Source organism: Promicromonospora sp. NPDC050880, from assembly GCF_044456525.1.
Lineage (GTDB): Bacteria > Actinomycetota > Actinomycetes > Actinomycetales > Cellulomonadaceae > Promicromonospora.
In genome coordinates this window covers 37334-53893 of the sequence record NZ_JBITFV010000021.1, presented here as the reverse complement: position 1 = coordinate 53893, position 16560 = coordinate 37334, and the positions used below count along the sequence as shown (strand labels likewise).

General features: G+C 73.9%; 12 protein-coding genes. 2 read left to right on the top strand and 10 right to left on the bottom strand.

Features of this window, described 5'->3' with window-relative positions; translation table 11 throughout:
• Positions 1–926: 926 nt before the first annotated feature.
• Positions 927–1892: an oxygenase MpaB family protein gene (locus tag ACIBBF_RS23215; protein ID WP_397418143.1), complete on the top strand. Its 966-nt coding sequence runs from the start codon at positions 927–929 to the stop codon at positions 1890–1892.
• Between the two features lie 28 nt (positions 1893–1920).
• Here ACIBBF_RS23215 and ACIBBF_RS23210 read toward each other — a convergent pair whose 3' ends face one another.
• From ACIBBF_RS23210 to ACIBBF_RS23185, 6 genes are all read right to left on the bottom strand, one after another.
• Positions 1921–3414 (bottom strand): hypothetical protein, encoded by a 1494-nt coding sequence (locus ACIBBF_RS23210; protein WP_397418141.1) that lies wholly within the window; start codon positions 3412–3414, stop codon positions 1921–1923.
• A 264-nt stretch (positions 3415–3678) separates the two neighbouring features.
• On the bottom strand, positions 3679–5376 hold the full coding sequence (locus tag ACIBBF_RS23205; RefSeq protein WP_397418139.1) for a hypothetical protein: 1698 nt from the start codon (positions 5374–5376) through the stop codon (positions 3679–3681).
• Positions 5373–5915, bottom strand: coding sequence for a sigma-70 family RNA polymerase sigma factor (locus ACIBBF_RS23200; RefSeq protein WP_397418137.1), 543 nt, complete (start codon positions 5913–5915; stop codon positions 5373–5375). Before ACIBBF_RS23200 ends, ACIBBF_RS23205 begins: the two co-directional genes overlap by 4 nt.
• Before the next feature lie 108 nt (positions 5916–6023).
• Positions 6024–7772, bottom strand: coding sequence for an RNA polymerase sigma factor (locus tag ACIBBF_RS23195; RefSeq protein ID WP_397418135.1), 1749 nt, complete (start codon positions 7770–7772; stop codon positions 6024–6026).
• Between the two features lie 192 nt (positions 7773–7964).
• Positions 7965–9722, bottom strand: coding sequence for an RNA polymerase sigma factor (locus tag ACIBBF_RS23190; protein ID WP_397418133.1), 1758 nt, complete (start codon positions 9720–9722; stop codon positions 7965–7967).
• Positions 9723–9792: 70 nt separating this feature from the next.
• Positions 9793–10722: a class I SAM-dependent methyltransferase gene (locus ACIBBF_RS23185; RefSeq protein WP_397418131.1), complete on the bottom strand. Its 930-nt coding sequence runs from the start codon at positions 10720–10722 to the stop codon at positions 9793–9795.
• 74 nt (positions 10723–10796) lie between these two features.
• Here ACIBBF_RS23185 and ACIBBF_RS23180 point away from each other — a divergent pair, with 74 nt between their 5' ends.
• Positions 10797–11384: a TetR/AcrR family transcriptional regulator gene (locus ACIBBF_RS23180; RefSeq protein ID WP_397418128.1), complete on the top strand. Its 588-nt coding sequence runs from the start codon at positions 10797–10799 to the stop codon at positions 11382–11384.
• Positions 11385–11413: 29 nt separating this feature from the next.
• Here ACIBBF_RS23180 and ACIBBF_RS23175 read toward each other — a convergent pair whose 3' ends face one another.
• The 4 genes from ACIBBF_RS23175 to nirB form a co-directional block, all read right to left on the bottom strand.
• The gene (locus ACIBBF_RS23175; RefSeq protein WP_397418191.1) at positions 11414–12505 is read right to left on the bottom strand and encodes a uroporphyrinogen-III synthase; all 1092 of its coding nucleotides are present in this window, start codon (positions 12503–12505) and stop codon (positions 11414–11416) included.
• Between the two features lie 52 nt (positions 12506–12557).
• Complete coding sequence (cobA, locus tag ACIBBF_RS23170) at positions 12558–13331, bottom strand: uroporphyrinogen-III C-methyltransferase (protein ID WP_397418126.1); 774 nt, start codon at positions 13329–13331, stop codon at positions 12558–12560.
• An 83-nt stretch (positions 13332–13414) separates the two neighbouring features.
• Positions 13415–13855: a nitrite reductase small subunit NirD gene (gene nirD / locus ACIBBF_RS23165; protein ID WP_397418123.1), complete on the bottom strand. Its 441-nt coding sequence runs from the start codon at positions 13853–13855 to the stop codon at positions 13415–13417.
• Positions 13852–16461, bottom strand: a complete 2610-nt coding sequence (gene nirB / locus ACIBBF_RS23160; protein ID WP_397418121.1) for a nitrite reductase large subunit NirB — start codon at positions 16459–16461, stop codon at positions 13852–13854. The genes nirD and nirB overlap by 4 nt, the downstream gene beginning before the upstream one ends.
• Positions 16462–16560 lie beyond the last annotated feature (99 nt).

Here is a 16560-nt window from a genome sequence, read left to right as displayed (position 1 = left end):
ATCGGTCTCCAGATGTCCATGTTCTTGCCGCGGCCGGACGGTTCAGGATGGTGGCATGGCCGACGCTGTGGACAACCATGTGGACAACAGCGCCTACCCGCGACGGTTCCGCTCCGCCGAGGCCCGCGGCAGGCGCATCGGCCGGCCGCTGCGCCTGCTCGGCCGCGTGCGCGGCGTGGACGAGGCGCTCCTGGACCGGATCGGCCGCGCGTTCTTCGAGCAGGACGACGCCGGCGCCGCGCTCGCCGCCGCGATGCGGCTCCCTCCGGGCGATCCGGACCGGGTGACTCGCGCACAGCTGACCGCTTCCCTGGCGCACCCGGACCTTGACGCCGTGGTCGGTCCGTTGCGTGATGCCCGGATCGGTCCTGTGCACGGTGCCGGGAGCGAGATCGGTTCCTTGCACGATCCCCGGCGCGAGACCGGTCCCCTGCACGATCCCCAGCGCGAGTTCGGTCGGTTGCACGATCCCCGGCGCGAGTTCGGTCCCCTGCACGATCCCCAGCGCGAGACCGGTCCCCTGCACGATCCCCAGCGCGAGTTCGGTCGGTTGCACGATCCCCGGCGCGAGTTCGGTCGGTTGCACGATCCCCGGCGCGGGGTGGGGGGGGGGGGGGGGGGGGGGGGGGGGGGGGGGGGGGGGGGGGGGGGGGGGGCCCCCCGCCGCGCCGCGCGGGGGGGGGGGGGGGGGGCCCCCCCCCCCGGGGGGGGTGGGGGGGGGGGGCCCGGGGGGGGGCCCCCCGGGGGCCCCCCCCCCCCCCCCCCCCACCGAACTCGACGCGCGTGCGCAGCAGGTGACCGAACCCGGAGCCCAGAACACGCCCCCAGCAGACCCAGCAAGCCCAGCAAGCCCAGCAAGCCCAGCAAGCCCAGCAGACCCAGCAGACCCAGCAGACCCAGCAGACCCAGCAGACCAACGGCCGACGGTGCTGCAGAGCTTCCTCGCCGCGGTCACCGCCGTGCCCGACTGGGTGGACTGGGACCTCATGGACGAGGGCGCCGCCGTGCTGCGCCGGCTCGGGCAGAACGCCGCGGACGTGCTGCTGCAGCTCTCGCTCGTGGGCGGGTACCGGTTCGGCGGGCCGACGGACCTGTTGGTGGCGACCGGGGCCCTGACCGGCGACACCCTGCGCCGCCTCGCGGACACGCAGGAGTGGACGGTCGGTCTGTCGGAGCCCGGAGCGCTGCGGGTCGGCGGTCCGGCGTGGCAGGCCACCGTGCGGGTGCGGGTGATGCACGCGCTGGTCGGCGCGTCGTTCACGGGCGACGACGCATCGCCCGGACCGGCCGCTCGCCCCTGGGACACGGCCCGCTGGGGCCTCCCGGTCAACCAGGCCGACCAGGCCGCGACGCTCGGGCTGTTCGACGGCACCGTCGTCCTCGGCTGCCGGGCGCTCGGGGTACCCGTCCCGCCCTCGGACAGCCGGGCCCTCATGCACCTGTGGAAGTGGGTGGGGCACCTGCTCGGCGTGCACCCCGACTTCCTCGTCGACGACGAGTGGGCGCGGCACCGCCTCAACCATCACGTGCTGCTCGCACAGGCCGGGGTGTCCGACGCCGGGCCGCTCCTCGCCCAGGCCCTCGTCGCCGCCCAGGCCGACCGCACCTACCCCGGTCCCGTCTGGTGGCAGCCGTGGCGGGCCGGGTACGAGCGGGAGCGGCTGCTGTCGATGCTCACGGCGTTCCTCGGGGTGCGCAGCATGCGCGAGCTCGGACTGCCGTTGCGCCCGCCGTGGGCGCACGCGTACCTGGTGCCGCTCAACACGTGGCGGTACCGCGTGCGGGGACGCGGCGCTCGCGGCCGGGCGCGGCTCGACCGGTGGGGGCGACGCCGCAGCGACCGGATCCTGGCGAGCTACCAGACGTGCCGGACGCCCAGGTCACGCGGGTGACCTGGGCGTCCGGCGCATGGTTGCGGGATCAGTCGGTGGAGGAGTAGTACCGCCACGTCCCGTTCTCGGCGATGCCCACCACCATGCCGGTGTAGCCGAACGTCTCGTCGGCACGCTGGGCGTCGGCCTGCTCCTGGGTGAGGATGCCGGCGTCCACGACCTCCTGCCACGCCTCGTCGGAGTCACGGAACTCCTGGGTGGCGACGCGCGGCCAGACGACGGTCTGGTTGGCCGGGTCCCCGCCCGCGACGGCGGGCCGGGTGCTGCCCAGCAGCGCAACCAGGCTCCGGTAGTGCTCCACACCTTCGGCCTCGGGCAGGACGAACGTCTGCTCCGGGGTCTCGGTGCCGAACATGAGCTCGGTGCCCGAGTCCGCCGCCAGCGCGACCAGTGCCTCGGAGTCGCAGTCGAGCGCGGCGGTCACGATCGACGCCGCAGCCGCCGCCGCACCCTCGGTCGGCGCGTTGCCGTCCGGGTAGAGCGGTGTCATGCCGGTCGCCGAGCACTCACCGGCCGGGCCGCCGGGCGTGGCCGACGCGAGGGTGAACGAGGCGCGTGCGACGCCGTCGGGCACGCGCGGCAGCCGCAGGTCCACGACCTCCTCGCCGCCCGCCAGGACGCCGACCTCCGAGCCGGCCTCGAACCCGTCGCAGGTGACCTGCGTGGACGCCAGCACCTCACCGGTCGAAGGCAGCACGACCTCGACCGGGAGCAGGTCCTCCGGGTCGGAGCTCTCACAGATGCCCTCGATCCGCATCGGGGTGTCGGACGAGTAGCCGCGCTGCGTCTGCCCCGCGGTGACCCACTCGGTGGACCGGTCGAGGTCGAAGCGCGTGATCTCGCCGTCGAGCTGGTCCACGGGAGCGGTCGCCGCGTCGCCGCCGCGATCACCGACCGGGCTGTGCGCGCCGTCGGCGTCGATGCGGACCGGCACCGGCTTGCTCACCACGGTGTCCCACCGGCCGGACCGCGTCTCCGGGAAGGCGACCACCCGTACCTCGTAGTCCCCCTCGGGCAGCGGGGTCTGGAAGCGGTCGCCCGTCTCCGTCTCCGTCGGCACGCAGGTGCTGTACGCAGCGGCCTGGGCCTCGATGGCGCCCCGCGCCGCGCCGAGCAGCGGCTCGGACTGCGGACCGGGCCCGTCGAAGACGTTCGGCCCCAGGTCCACGACCACGCCGTCCTGGCTCCACACCAGCACGGGCGTGACGTCGAGCGAGCCCCGCCCCTCGCGCACCTTCGCCGCCATGCTCCACGACGTGGTCGGGTCGCCACCGAAGTCGGACGTGCGGCCGTAGACGTCACCGGCGGCCCGGGCGGACCAGCCGCGCGCCGACGAGCGCAGGTCGGCGTCGGACATCCCGCAGGTCAGATCGGTCCAGTCGAGCCAGGAGGGCTGGTAGCCGTCCAGGATCGGCACGTCGGTGGCGGCCGACGGCGCGGCGGCGTCCGCCTGGTCCGGTGCCGCGAGCTGGGCGGCACCGAACGCGAGCACGCCCGCCAGGGCGATCGCGCCACCGCTCATCCCGCCCAACCTCGCGGTCCGACGGCGGCGCGCTTGCCGGCTCGTCGCCGTCACGGTCTGAGCGGTCCCGGCCTCGCCGAGGTGTTCGTCGTACTGATACATCGCAGGTCTCCGTTCGTCGTCGCCGTTCCTGCCTTCATCCCCCATGACGCTCCACCCGGGCCCGTCGTTGGGGTGCCGGCTGCTCGTTCTTCGACCGGCGCATGACAAACGCCCAGGTCACCGAGGTGACCTGGGCGTCTGGCACGGTGCCGGCGCGGAGTGCTACTCGTCGGCGGAGTAGTAGCTCCAGGTACCGTCCGGGTCGATGGCGATGGTCATGCCCGTGTAGCCGAACGTCTCGTCGGCGCGTTGCTCGTCGGCCTGCTCCTGGGTGGCCAGGCCGGCGGCCACGACCTCGTCCCAGGCCGCGTCGTCGTCACGGAACTCGTCGCTCACGACACGCGGCCACCGCACGACGCCGGTCTCGGCGTCGACCGCGCCGGTCGTACCGGCCAGCAGGGCGACCAGCGTCCGGTAGTGCTGCGTGTCGTCAGGCAGGGCGAAGGTCTGCTCCGCCGTCTCGGTGCCGAACATGAGCTCCGTGCCGTGCTGGTTCGCCAGCTCGACGAGCTGGTCGGAGTCGCACGCCAGCGCGGCGTCCACGATGGTCTGCGCAGTGGCCCCGACGGCCTGGCTCGGCGCGCTCGCCAGGTCGTACCGCAGGGTCATGCCGCTGGCGGAGCAGTCGCCCGCCGCCTCGCCGCCGGTTCCCGGGGCGAGGGTCGCCCAGAAGCGGGCGACGCCGTCCGGCACGCTCGTGAGGCGGATGTCGTACGACTCCTCGCCACCGCCGACGACGTCCTCCGACTCGAACGTGGTGCCGTCGCAGGGCACCGTGCCGGACGCGATCGGCTCCGCGGCCGACGCCTGCGTGACCTCGTACCGGACCACGTCCGCCGGGTTCGTGCTCTCGCACTCGGCGGTGATCCGCGGTACACCGACGGTCACGTACCCGGTCCAGGTCATGTCCGCCGTGACCCAGTCCGTGCTGCGGTCGAGCACGAACCGCGACAGCTCGCCCTCGGCGGGCTCCGGCGGCTCGATGGTCGCCGGGCCGCCGCGCGTACCCGTCGCGGTGTGTGCGCCGTCGGCGTCGAGACGAACGTCCACCGGCTCGCTCACCGCCGTCGCCCACTGGCCCGGGGTGACCTCGGGGAAGGCGAGGACCCGGACCTCGTAGTCGCCCTCGGGCAGCGAGGTCTCGAAGAGGTCCCCCGCGGGGCCGTCCGAGGGCGCGCACATCGTGTACGCGCCGCTCTGTGCCTCGACGGCCCCGTTCCCGGCGCCGAGCAGCGGGTCGCCCGGGACGGTTCCCTCGAACACGTTCGTCCCCAGGTCCACCACCACGCCGTCCTGGCTCCACACCAGGACCGGTGAGACGCCGAGCGAACCGCCCTCGACCGTCGCGCCCATGTGCCAGGTCGGCACCGCCTCGCCGCCGAAGTCTGATGTCCGGGCGTAGATGTCCCCCGCCGACGCCACCGACCACCCGGTCGCCGTCGTCCGCAGGTCCTCCACGGGCATGCCGCACTCCAGCCCCGCACCGAGGTCCCGGATCCACGACGGTTGGTACCCGTCCTCGATCACGCTCGTCGCGGCCGGCCCGCTCGGCGCGGGGTCCGGCGCCTGGGTCGGGTTCGCCGAACCGTCCGGCGTCGAGACCCGGGTCGGGTCCCCCGGCAGCACCGGCTCCGACGTGTTCCACACGGGCGACTGCGTCACGCCGAACGCGAGCACCCCCGCCACCACCAGGCTGGCACCGGCGAGGCTGCCGACCTTGACGGCCCGGCGGCGTCGTACGCGGTCACGCACCACTCCGAACGAGACATGCAGGTCGTCCGCCTCCCCACCGGGCATCGCGTCGGCCGCCCCCCGGAGCGCGCCGCTCAGGAAGTCGTTGTTCAGGTCGTCGTGGCTCATCGGGCGGCCCTCCCCTCGGCAGGTCGGAAGTCATCGGGGCGCAGGATCTCCTGCAGGTTCTTGGTCGCGTCGGACAGGTACCGCTTGACGGTGCCCTGGGCGGTGCCCAGGGCCTCGGCGATCTGCGGCACCGTCATGTCCTCGAAGTAGCGCAGCACCACGCAGGCGCGCTCCCGGGCCCCGAGCCGGGCGAGTGCGCTCATCACGTCGGCCTTCGCCGTGGCCGCCTGGTCCGCACCGCGGGTGCTGGGGTCGTCGGCCAGCAGGTGCTTGATCCCGGCCCAGCGCTGCCGCTTGCGGTAGCCGTCCAGGTAGATGGTGAGGATCGCGCGCCGCACGTACCCCTCCACGTTGGTGAACGGGGAGTCCAGGTCGTGCGCCCGGCTGCCCGCCGCCACGCCCACCGCGCCGCCCCGGCCGGGGCGGCGCAGCCGCGAGTACACCTTCACCAGGGCGTCCTGGACCAGGTCCTCGGCGAGCGCGCGGTCGCCGGAGAGCATGTAGGCGTAGCGGACCAGGGCGCCGCCCCGGTTTCGCATGAGCTCATCGAGCTCGCCTTCCCATGCCGCCATACCCACCCCCCGCGTGCGTGTGTGCTGTCATCGTCTCCACACACCCCGTGACGCGCAGGTCGGGGATTTCGTTGGTCACTCCCCGACGACGTAGTCGGCGTAGGCCTCCACCGCGAGGAACTGCCGCTCACCGTCCGAGCCGGGATCCAGCTCGGTCACCGCGTACAGGGTGTACGGCCCGTCGGGCAGGCCGGCACCGGGATCGGTGAGACAGGTCAGGTCGGGCTCGACCGGCACGACGACCGAGGTCTCGCCGTGCGCGCCGACGCGGAGCCGTTCCTCCGGTGCGGACCAGACGTCCTGCCCGACGCCGACCACCCGCCCCGCGCTCAACCAGACCAGCGTGACCGGTGTGCGCGTGGTGTCGACGGTCTCGCCCTCGGTCTCGGTGAACGTGACCGTCAGCTCGGACGGTGCGAGGGAGTCGCCGACCGCCTCCGCCGACATCTCCACGTCGTCCCGCACCCAGGACACGCGCGGCCCGGCCGGGATCGCCGACGCGTGGGCGCCGCACTCCAGGTCGGTGCCCGCCAGCCAGCCGGGCTGGTAGCCGTCGCGGATGTCCACGGTCAGCGGCTCCTCGGCCGGCACGTCGAGCTCCGGGACCTCCATCCTGACGGGCTCGCTGACGGCCATCCCGCTCGTGCCGTCGGGGTCGCTCCACGGCATGACCGCGTAGACGTCGTAGGTGCCGGCCGGACGCGCGTCGAGGAAGGTCTCCGCGATGGTGCCGACCGTCCAGTCGCCGCACGCCGTGGCCGCGGAGGCCTCGGCGAGGGCGTTTGCCGACCCACCGGCGTCGGGCAGCACGTACCCGCCCTCGTGCCAGCCGGCCCCGAGGTCGACCACCTGGCCGTCCTGCGCGAAGACCAGCATGGGGTAGCCACCGTCGAGCGCAGGGCCCTCGGTGTCGGTCCGGGTGATCCGGACCGGAGCGGTCAGGCCGTACTCGCCGGTCTCCAGGCCCCCGGTCAGCTCCAGCACCACCGTGTCGGACGTCGACGTCAGCTCCGTCACCTCCATGCCGCACCGGTACCCGGGGCCGTGCTCGGTCCACTGGCTCGGCGCCCACCCGCCGACGGCCGCGGTCGACGTGTCCGGGCTCTTCGCCGGGAGCACGGGCTCCGACAGGAACCGTGCCGGCCCCCAGAGCGCCGCGACCGCCAGGAGTCCCGCCAGCACCGTCGCGGCACCACCGAGCGCACCCACCTTGACCGCACGACGCCGCCGCACCGCCCCCGCCACGGCGCCGAGCCGCTCGTCCAGGGCCGTGTCCATCTCGGGCACCGGCAGCTCCGCGAGCGACCCGCGCAGCACCTCCATCGCGTTCGACAGGTGCCGCTTGATGGTGCCGGGGCTCGTGCCGAGGGTCTGCGCGATCTGCGGCACCGTCATGTCCTCGAAGAACCGCAGCACCACCGACTCCCGCTGCCGGGGCGACAGCCGGGCGAGCGCCACCCCGACGTCGACCCGCGCCGTCGCGACGCGGTCGGCCGCGGGCGCTCGCTCCTCGTCGGCGAGCAGGTGCTTGATGCCGGTCCAGCTCGTGCTCCGGCGGTAGCCGTCCAGATAGATGGTCAGCATGGTGCGCCGCACGTAGGCCTCCGCGTTCGTGAGCCGGGGCTGGTCCTGGTCCAGGTCGACGACCTGCCCGCCCCCGGCCAGCTCCCGTGGCCGCCGCAGTCGCGAGAAGACCTTCACCAGTGCGTCCTGCACCAGGTCCTCGGCCTGTGCGCGGTCCCGCGTCAGCGAGTACGCGTAACCCACCAGTGCGCGGCTCCGCCGTGCCATGAGCTCCTCGAGCTCGCTCTCCCACTGCGCCATCGGTGACGCCCCCTCTCCGTGCTCATACCTTCTGACGGCCGGGGACACGAGAACGATGATGCCGGACCTCGTGGGAGCACTGATCGGCACCGCGAAACCGATCCTCGGGCGTGTGCTGCAGTTTGGCCGATGGTCCCGCCGCAGTATGGTCTGTGGGCGCTGCAGTTTCGTCGCTCCTGCGGTGTGGGCCGTTCAAGGGCGGTACCGATTGCCGTCGGACCGCACGGTCACGAAAAGCCGCTCGCCACCCGTTCCCGGGTCGAGCTCAGCCAGCACGAACATGTCGTAGGTGCCCTCCGGCAGTCCTGAGCCGGGGTCGGCGAGACATGTCGGGTCAGGCTGACCGATCGGCACGGTGATCGACGTCGTACCTCCCGCGTTCACCCGCAGCGGCTCCACCTGCTCGGACCAGACGTCGGCCCCGACAGCGACGACCCGGCCCTGGCTCAACCAGACGGTCGTGAACGGGGTACGCGTCGCCTCGAACGGCTCACCTGTCGCCTCTTGGAAGTGCATGGTGGCGCTCTGATATGTGAGATCAACGTTCACGTCGAGGCCCGTCTGCTCGTTGATGTCCTGCAAGGCGCCCGGGATCGCGGATGCGTAGGCCCCGCACGTCAGGCCCGTGCCCTCCAGCCAGGGCGGCTGGTAGCCGTCGCGGATGTCGACGGTGAGCGGCAGCTCGTCGTTCGGCGGGACTGCGGGAACCTCCATCGTGACGGGCTCGCTGACCGCCAGGCCGCCGCCGTGCGACTCGCCGTTGGCCGCATACTCGTCCCACCACGTCACCGCGTAGACGTCGTAGGTTCCGGCCGGCCGTTGGTCCCGGTACGACTCCCGACCCGTGACGCCGTCCGTCGTCCACCTGTCGCAGGCCGACGACGGGCCTGCCTCGGCGACGGCGTCCGTGGAAGCGCCGGCGTCGGGCAGCCCGTACCCACCCTCGCTCCAGCCAGGACCGATATCGACCACCTGACCGTCCCGCGCGAAGACCAGGCGGGGAACCCCACCGGCAGCGGGGAGCCCCTCGGCACCGGACCGCGTGATCCGGATCGGCGCCTCCAGGTGGGACCCGTCGCCCTCGACGTCGTCCACCACCGAGACGTCCCCGGTGATCTCCAGCTCCACCACGTCGGACGACGACACCAGGGTGGTGACCTCCATGCCGCAGTGGAACTGCACGCCCCGTTCCCTCCAGCCGGTCGGCACCCAGCCTCCGCCGACCGCCGCGTCCGGGCTCGGCGTGGCCGGCGGTACGGGCTCGGACAGGAACCGCCCCGGGCCCCAGGCCGCCGCGAACGCCAGCAGCGCCGCCAGCACCAGGGACGCCCCGGCCACGGCGCCCACCTTCGCCGCCCGACGGCGGCGTACCGCGCCGCTCACCACCCCCAGCCGCTCACCCAGGTCCGTCTCGACGGCCGGGACGACGACCTCGGCCAGGGCCTCGCGCAGCACGGCGGTCGCGTCGAACAGGTGGCGCTTGACGGTGCCCGGGCTGGTCCCGAGCACCGTCGCGATCTGCGGCACCGTGAGGTCCTCGAAGAACCGCAGGGTCACGACCTCGCGCTGGCGCGGGGACAGCCGCCGCAGCGCGACGCCGACGTCCACCCGGGCCGTGGCGACACGGTCCGCCCCGGGCGAGCGGGCGTCGTCGGCCAGGAGGTGCTTGAGTCCGGTCCAGTGGTTCCGCCGGCGGTACCCGTCCAGGTAGAGGGTGAGGATCGCGCTCCGCACGTACCCCTCGGCGCTGCGCGTGCCCGACCCGCCGAGGTCGAGCCGGGCCTCGCCGGGGCGCGGCGGCCGGCGCAGGCGGGAGTAGACCTTGACCAGCGCGTCCTGCACCAGGTCCTCGGCCTGCGGCTTGTCCCGCGTCAACGAGTACGCGTACCCCACCAGCGCGCCGCCGCGCCGCGTCACGAGCTCCGTGAGCTCGGCCTCCCACTGGACCATGGTGGTCTCCCCTCTTCCGCCGCTCGTAACGGACGGAGGGCGCGGACCGTTGAGCCGGACGCCAGGAGGGTCAGCGTGTGCGGCGGACCGCCAGCAGGACGGTGGTGTGGCGCACGGTGAACGCGCCGCCGGTCACGGCCTCGTCGTGCTCCAGGGCGGACCGCACGCCGTCCAGGACGGCCTGCTGCACGTGGGCGGGCAGCAGGCCGAACCCGCCCGACGTCGGGACCTGGTCGAGCCACTCCTCGACGGTGTACCGGCGTTCCCAGACGTGCCGCCACCGCTGCGGCCGGCCGAACCCGCCCGCCTCGGACAGGCCCGCCTCGGCGCGATCAAGCATCGCCTCGTAGCCGTCCGCCGCCATGATCCCCGGGGCGTACATACCCGCTCCCGGGGTCCCCGCCATCTCGCGGGAGTACAGGGCGTGCAGCGCCGTGCGGAGCGTGAGCGGCAGGTCGGCGGCGTGCCAGAACAGCGCGAGCACGCCCTGGTCGCGCAGCACGCGGGCGGCCTGGGCAGCACCTGCGACGGGGTCCACCCAGTGCCAGGTCATGCCGGAGACGACGGCGTCGAACCGGCGTCCGGCCGGGTCCCAGTCCTCGAACCGCGCCACCTCGACGTCCAGGCCGCGCCCCCGTGCGACGGCCGCCATGCGTTCGTCGGCCTCGACGCCGAGCACCTCGGCGCCCGCCGCCTGGAACGGCAGGGTGGACAGGCCGGTGCCCATGCCGACGTCGAGCAGGCGGACGGGCGCGGGCGGGCCGTCGCCTCCGGTCGATCCGGCCGCGACATCGGTGCCGTCCGGCCCGGACGACCCGGCGGGTGCCGCCTCCCCGAGCCGGGCGTCGCCGGCGAGGTAGCCGAGAACCGCGTCCGCGACCGCGCGCGGCGTGACGGGACGCGAGCGGTCGTACCGGTCGGCATCGGCGCCGAACCCTTCGGCAGCGCCACGGTGCAGGTGGGAGCCGCGAACGCCGTCGGGTACGTTGGAAGTGGGCATGCGCCCACGCTAGTGGGCACATGCCCACTCATGCAACACTGCCACAGCCCTACCCGACAGGAGAGAAGCCACCCATGCCCACCGGAGTAGCCCTCCAGGACCCGCGCGCCCAGCTCGTGGCCGCCGCCGAACGGCTGCTCACGACCGGCGGTGCCGCGGCGCTGACCAGCCGCGCCGTGACCGACGAGGCCGGCGTCGCCAAGGGTGTGCTGCACCGCCACTTCGCGGACTTCGACGACTTTCTCGCCGCGCTCGTGCGCGCCCGCATCCAGCAGGCCGACGACGCCGGCGAGCACCTCGTCGCCACCGCAGGCTCCGGCACGGTCGTCGGCAACGTGTCCGCGTACCTGACCGTGACGCTCGACCCCGTCGCGCTCGCCGTGGTGGCACTCGTCACCGCGCGCGACGAGCTGCGCCGCCGGCTGCGCGAGACCACACCCCAAGGGCTGCCGCTGCTCGTGGAGATCACCGCGGCGCTGGCGACCTATCTGACCGCCGAGCAGTCGTCCGGCCGCGTGGCGCCCGCCGCCGAACCTCGTTACCTCGCGATGACCGTGGTGGGCACCGGGCACCTGATGTTCGCCGGTGAGCTGGGCGCCCGGCCGGACGATGCCGCCGTCCGCGAGGTGGTCGAGTCGGTGCTGGTGGGCGCGCTCCGCTAGACGGCAGTCAGCGCCGGTGTTGGGGCCGCTCAGGCCAGCTCGATGCGGTAGCCCCGCTTCACCACCGTGCGGATGAGGTCGCGGCGGCCCGCCGCCTCGCGCAGCCGCGCGATCGCGACCTCGGCGGCGTGCGTGTCCTGGGAGTCTCCCGGCAGGGCGGCCAGAACCTCCTCGCGCGAGACGACGTCGCCCTGCGCGGCCGCGAGCAGCCGGAGCACGGCCACGCCGGTCGGCGACAGGGGCAGCACCTGACCGTCGAGCACGGCGACGCGGGCACGGATGACCAGCGAGCCGGCGACGGTGCTCAGCGCGACGGACTCGATGTGCTCGTAGTGCCCCACCACGGCCCGCACGAGCGCGCCGAGCCGTCCGCGCTCGGGCTGCAGCGGCACGATCCCGCGGTGCTCCAGCGGCTTCGCCGTGACCGGCCCGACGGCGGCGGCGATAGTGCCGCCGTCGGTGAACCGGGCCCGCACCCGGTCCAGGACGCCCTCGTCCTCGACGGCGCTGATCCAGGCCTCGGCCCCGGGGGCGGAGGTGAAGACCACGGCGTCGATCTCGCCGTCGGCCACGGCGTGCGCCGAGTCGCGCACGACCGCGGGGTCGGGTGCGGGGCCCCACCGGTAGACGACCAGGCTCGCGACCTGCGCACCGGCCTTCTCGAACACCTCGTCCAGCCCGTCCGCGCCGGCGCCGTGGTGCTGGATGGCGATGCGCAGGCCCTGCACGCCCTCGCTGAGCAGCACCTCCGCGACCTCGGCGGACGTCTCGGACTCGGCCACCCAGTCCGCCTGGAGCCCGGCGGCCTGGATGGCGCCGCGGGCCTTGGGCCCGCGCGCGACGATGCGGGTGCCCGCCAGCAGGGCGAGGAGCGGTTCGGCCAGGCCGTGCGCGTCGGCGGCCTCGATCCAGGCGCGGAACCCGATCCCGGTGGTGACCACGACGACGTCGGGCGGCGCGGCCACGATGGCCCGCGTGGCCGCGATCAGCGTCTCGTCGTCGACGTGCGGGATCATGCTGAGCGCGGGGGCGTGGCGGATGGTGGCGCCGCGGCGCTCCAGGGCGGCCGCGAGCTCGCCGGCGCGTCGTTCGGCGGTGACGAGGACGGTGGCACCGGCCATGACCTGGCCCAGCGCCGGGCGCGTCGCCCGGGCGTGCGCGGGCGCTGCGAGATCAGACACCGGCACCTGCCAGACGTCGCTCACTCGTACCCTCCAGAAGCCCAGCCGCGGCCACGTGGCCGATGACCACGACCGCGGGGGACCGCACACCCCGGGCCGCCGCCACGGCGGCCGCCTCGTCGAGACGGGCCCGGGTGACGCGCTGCTCCGGAGTGGAGCCGTTCTCCACGATCGCCACGGGAGTTCCGGGATCGGCGCCTGCGGCCAGGGACTGCGCCACGATCGCGCCGAGGGACCGCACCCCCATCAGTACGACAAGCGTAGCCGTGCCGCCGGTCACGCAGGAGAGGGCGGCGGCGTCGAGCGGCCCCGACGGGTCCGGGTCCGCGGCCGCGGCGCAGTGGCCCGAGACCACGTGGAAGCCCGTGGTGACGCCCCGGTGGGTCAGCGGGATGCCGGCCAGCCCCGGCACGGCGACGGCGGACGTGATGCCCGGGACCACCTCGACCGGCACGCCCGCCGCCACGCAGGCGAGCACCTCCTCGCCGCCCCGGCCGAGCACGAACGGGTCGCCGCCCTTGAGCCGCACCACGTGCGCGCCCGCGAGCGCATGCTCCACGAGCAGCTCGTTGATGCGCTCCTGCGGCACGGGGTGCCGGCCCGGCTCCTTGCCGACGTCGACCACACGCACGTGCGGCGGCAGCTCGGCGAGGATCTCGACGGGACCGAGCCGGTCCGCCACGACGACGTCGGCCGCCTGCAACGCCCGCCACGCCCGCACGGTCAGCAGGTCGACCGCCCCGGGCCCACCCCCGACGAGCGTCACCCTCCCGATCGTTGAGTGCTGGCTTCTCGCCCCTGCAGCGGCCTCTGAGAGGGCGAGGATCCCGCACTCGACGGAGTCGGATGTCATGGCAGACCTACGTGGATCACGTCCTCGCGGACCTCGACCGGGTAGGTGAGCAGGTCCGGCGGGAGGTCGTCCTTCGGGGCCTTGTCCGCCAGGACCAGGCACGTGCCCGTGACCAGGGAGAAGACCTGCTTGTAGACCGGGGCCGCCACCGTGGGCTCGCCCGCGCGCGTACCGACGATCCCCCGTGACATGACGTTCGCGGCCGAGAACGGGTCCAGGTTCTGCACCGCGTAGACGCGCCCGGCGTGGACCCCGTACGCCGGGTCCTCGGGCAGGCGGAACAGGGCCACCTGGACGTCCCCGAACAGCGCCGCCGCACCACGCTCGGGGAACAGGTCGCCGAGCAGGCAGACCCGCTCCCACCGCACCACGCCCGGGCGGTCGGACCGCCCGGCCACCCCGGTGACCCGGGCGTCCGACACGTCGTTGACGGTCATGCGCGCACCTCCAGCTTCGGGCCCGCGATGACGACGCCCGCGGCACGCTCGGCCGACGTCGCCGGACGGCGCTGGCCGCGCTCGGTGACGTAGGCGAGCGACGGGTCGGCGTCCTTCGGGGCGTTGACGAACGACGAGAACCGGCGCAGCTTCTCCGGGTCCTCCAGCACGGCCTTCCACTCGTCCTCGTAGTTCTCGACGTGGCGGGCCATCGCGGCGTCCAGGTCGGCGCAGATGCCGAGCGAGTCCTCCATGATCACCTCGCGCACGCCGTCCAGGCCGCCGTCGACCTCCTCGATCCACGGCGCGGTGCGCTGCAGCCGGTCGGCGGTGCGCACGTAGTACATGAGGAACCGGTCGATGGTCCGCAGGAGCTCCTCGGACGTGAGGTCCTCGGCGAGCAGCCTGGCGTGCCGCGGCGTCTGGCCGCCGTTGCCGCCCACGTACACGTTCCAGCCCTTGTCGGTGGCGATGACGCCCACGTCCTTGCCGCGGGCCTCCGCGCACTCGCGGGCGCAGCCGGACACGCCCATCTTGAGCTTGTGCGGCGAACGCAGGCCGCGGTAGCGCAGCTCCAGCTCGACGGCCATGCCCACGGAGTCCTGCACGCCGTACCGGCACCACGTGGAGCCGACGCACGACTTCACGGTGCGCAGCGACTTGCCGTACGCGTGCCCGGACTCGAAGCCGGCGTCGACCAGCCGGCGCCAGATGTCCGGGAGCTGCTCCACGCGGGCGCCGAACATGTCGATGCGCTGGCCGCCCGTGATCTTCGTGTAGAGCCCGAAGTCGCGCGCGACCTCGCCCACCACGATGAGTCCCTCCGGCGTGACCTCGCCGCCGGGCATCCGGGGCACCACCGAGTAGGTGCCGTCCTTCTGCAGGTTGGCGAGCATGTGGTCGTTGGTGTCCTGGAGCGTGGACTGCTCGCCCGCGAGGATGTGCCCGTTGCCCAGGCTCGCCAGGATCGAGGCGACGACGGGCTTGCAGATGTCACAGCCGCGGCCCTTGGCGGCGCCGTCCGGACCGCTCCCGAACCGCTCCACGATGTCGCTGTACGAGTGCAGGTCCGCGACCCGGACGGCGTCGAAGAGCTGGGCGCGGGACATCTCGAAGTGCTCGCACAGGGCCGTGCTGACCTCGATGCCGGCCCGCTCCAGCTCGGTGTCCACGAGCTTCTTGACCAGCGGCAGGCAGGCGCCGCAGGTGGTGCCGGCGCGGGTGCAGGCCTTCACGCCCGGCACGTCGGTGCACTGGTGCTCGGTGACGGCACCGCGGATGGTGCCTGCCGACACGCTGTTGCAGGAGCACACGTTGGCGTCGTCGGGCAGCTCCAGGCCCGGGGCGCCCCCGCCGCCCTCCGGCAGGAGGAACGCGCTCGGGTCGTCACCGGGCAGCTCCGCGCCGAGCATCGGGCGCAGGCTGGCGTACGGCGCGGCGTCGCCCACGAACACGCCGCCCAGGAGGGTGCGCGCGTCGTCGGACAGGACGAGCTTCTTGTAGACGCCGGCCACCGGGTCGGCCCAGACCACCTCGACGGCGTCCTCGGTGCGGGCGTGCGCGTCGCCGAAGGAGGCGACGTCCACCCCGGACAGCTTGAGCTTGGTCGCGGTGTCCGCACCCGGGAACTCCGCCTGACCGCCGAGCAGCCGGTCCACGACCACCTCGGCCATCGTGTTGCCGGGCGCCACGAGGCCGATGCACCGCCCCTCGATGCAGGCCACCTCGCCCACGGCCCACACGTGCGGGTCCTCGGTGCGGCACGACAGGTCCACGACGGCGCCGCCGCGCTCGCCGATCTCCAGCCCGGCGGCCCGGGCGAGCTCGTCGCGGGGCCGCACCCCGGTCGCCACGACGACGACGTCGACGTCGAGCCGGCCGCCGTCCGCGAAGTCGAGCCGACCCACGTGGCCGGTGCGGCGGTGCGGCCGCATCTGGCTGGTCGCGGTCTCGGCGCGGACGCCGATGCCCTTGCCGTTGATCAGACGCTTGAGCGCCTGACCGCCGCCCAGATCCACCTGGACGCCCATCAGGTGCGTACCGAACTCGATCACGGTGGCCTGGGCGTCCAGCGCGGTCAGGGCGCCGGCCGCCTCCAGGCCGAGCAGTCCGCCCCCGATGACCGCGCCGCGCACCGGCTTGCCCGCCGGGTAGCTGCGGCGCTTCTCCTCGACCCAGCCGCGCAGTGCCGCGACGTCGTCGATGGTGCGGTAGACGAAGACGCCGGGCAGGTCGTTGCCGGGGATGGGCGGCATGGCGGCGCTGGAGCCGGTGGCGAGGACCAGCTCGTCGTACGGGTGCACGTGACCGAGGCGGTCCGTGACGGTGCGTGCCTCTCGGTCGATCGACTCGATCTTCCGATCGGTGTGCAGGGTGACCAGCGGGTCGGCCCACAGGGCCGGGTCACCCAGGGCGATGCCGTCGGGGCCCTCGTCGAACCAGCGGGTCAGACCCACCCGGTCGTAGGGCGCGCGGGGTTCCTCCGCGAAGACGGTGACACGGTAGCGACCGGCGTCGTCCCGGGCGCGCAGCGCCTCGACGAGCCGCTGAGCGACCATGCCGCCGCCGATCACGACGAGGTGCTGAGGGGTGCCGGAGTTGACCATGTCTTGACTGTAGGTCGCGGGTTTTTCGCGCTGGTGCGCCGGTGGTTACCCGGGCCGAACATCTTCCTCACAGGGCTGGTGACGGCCCGGTGAGCGGGG

Bases quoted from the DNA above. Each gene is read 5' to 3' on its own strand.
- nirB (WP_397418121.1), bottom strand. From the start codon at position 16,461: ATGGTCAACTCCGGCACCCCTCAGCACCTCGTCGTGATCGGCGGCGGC.
- ACIBBF_RS23180 (WP_397418128.1), top strand. From the start codon at position 10,797: ATGCCCACCGGAGTAGCCCTCCAGGACCCGCGCGCCCAGCTCGTGGCC.
- ACIBBF_RS23185 (WP_397418131.1), bottom strand. From the start codon at position 10,722: ATGCCCACTTCCAACGTACCCGACGGCGTTCGCGGCTCCCACCTGCAC.
- nirD (WP_397418123.1), bottom strand. From the start codon at position 13,855: ATGACCGTCAACGACGTGTCGGACGCCCGGGTCACCGGGGTGGCCGGG.
- ACIBBF_RS23195 (WP_397418135.1), bottom strand. From the start codon at position 7,772: ATGGCGCAGTGGGAGAGCGAGCTCGAGGAGCTCATGGCACGGCGGAGC.
- ACIBBF_RS23190 (WP_397418133.1), bottom strand. From the start codon at position 9,722: ATGGTCCAGTGGGAGGCCGAGCTCACGGAGCTCGTGACGCGGCGCGGC.
- ACIBBF_RS23205 (WP_397418139.1), bottom strand. From the start codon at position 5,376: ATGAGCCACGACGACCTGAACAACGACTTCCTGAGCGGCGCGCTCCGG.
- ACIBBF_RS23200 (WP_397418137.1), bottom strand. From the start codon at position 5,915: ATGCGAAACCGGGGCGGCGCCCTGGTCCGCTACGCCTACATGCTCTCC.
- ACIBBF_RS23210 (WP_397418141.1), bottom strand. From the start codon at position 3,414: ATGAGCGGTGGCGCGATCGCCCTGGCGGGCGTGCTCGCGTTCGGTGCC.
- ACIBBF_RS23175 (WP_397418191.1), bottom strand. From the start codon at position 12,505: ATGGCCGGTGCCACCGTCCTCGTCACCGCCGAACGACGCGCCGGCGAG.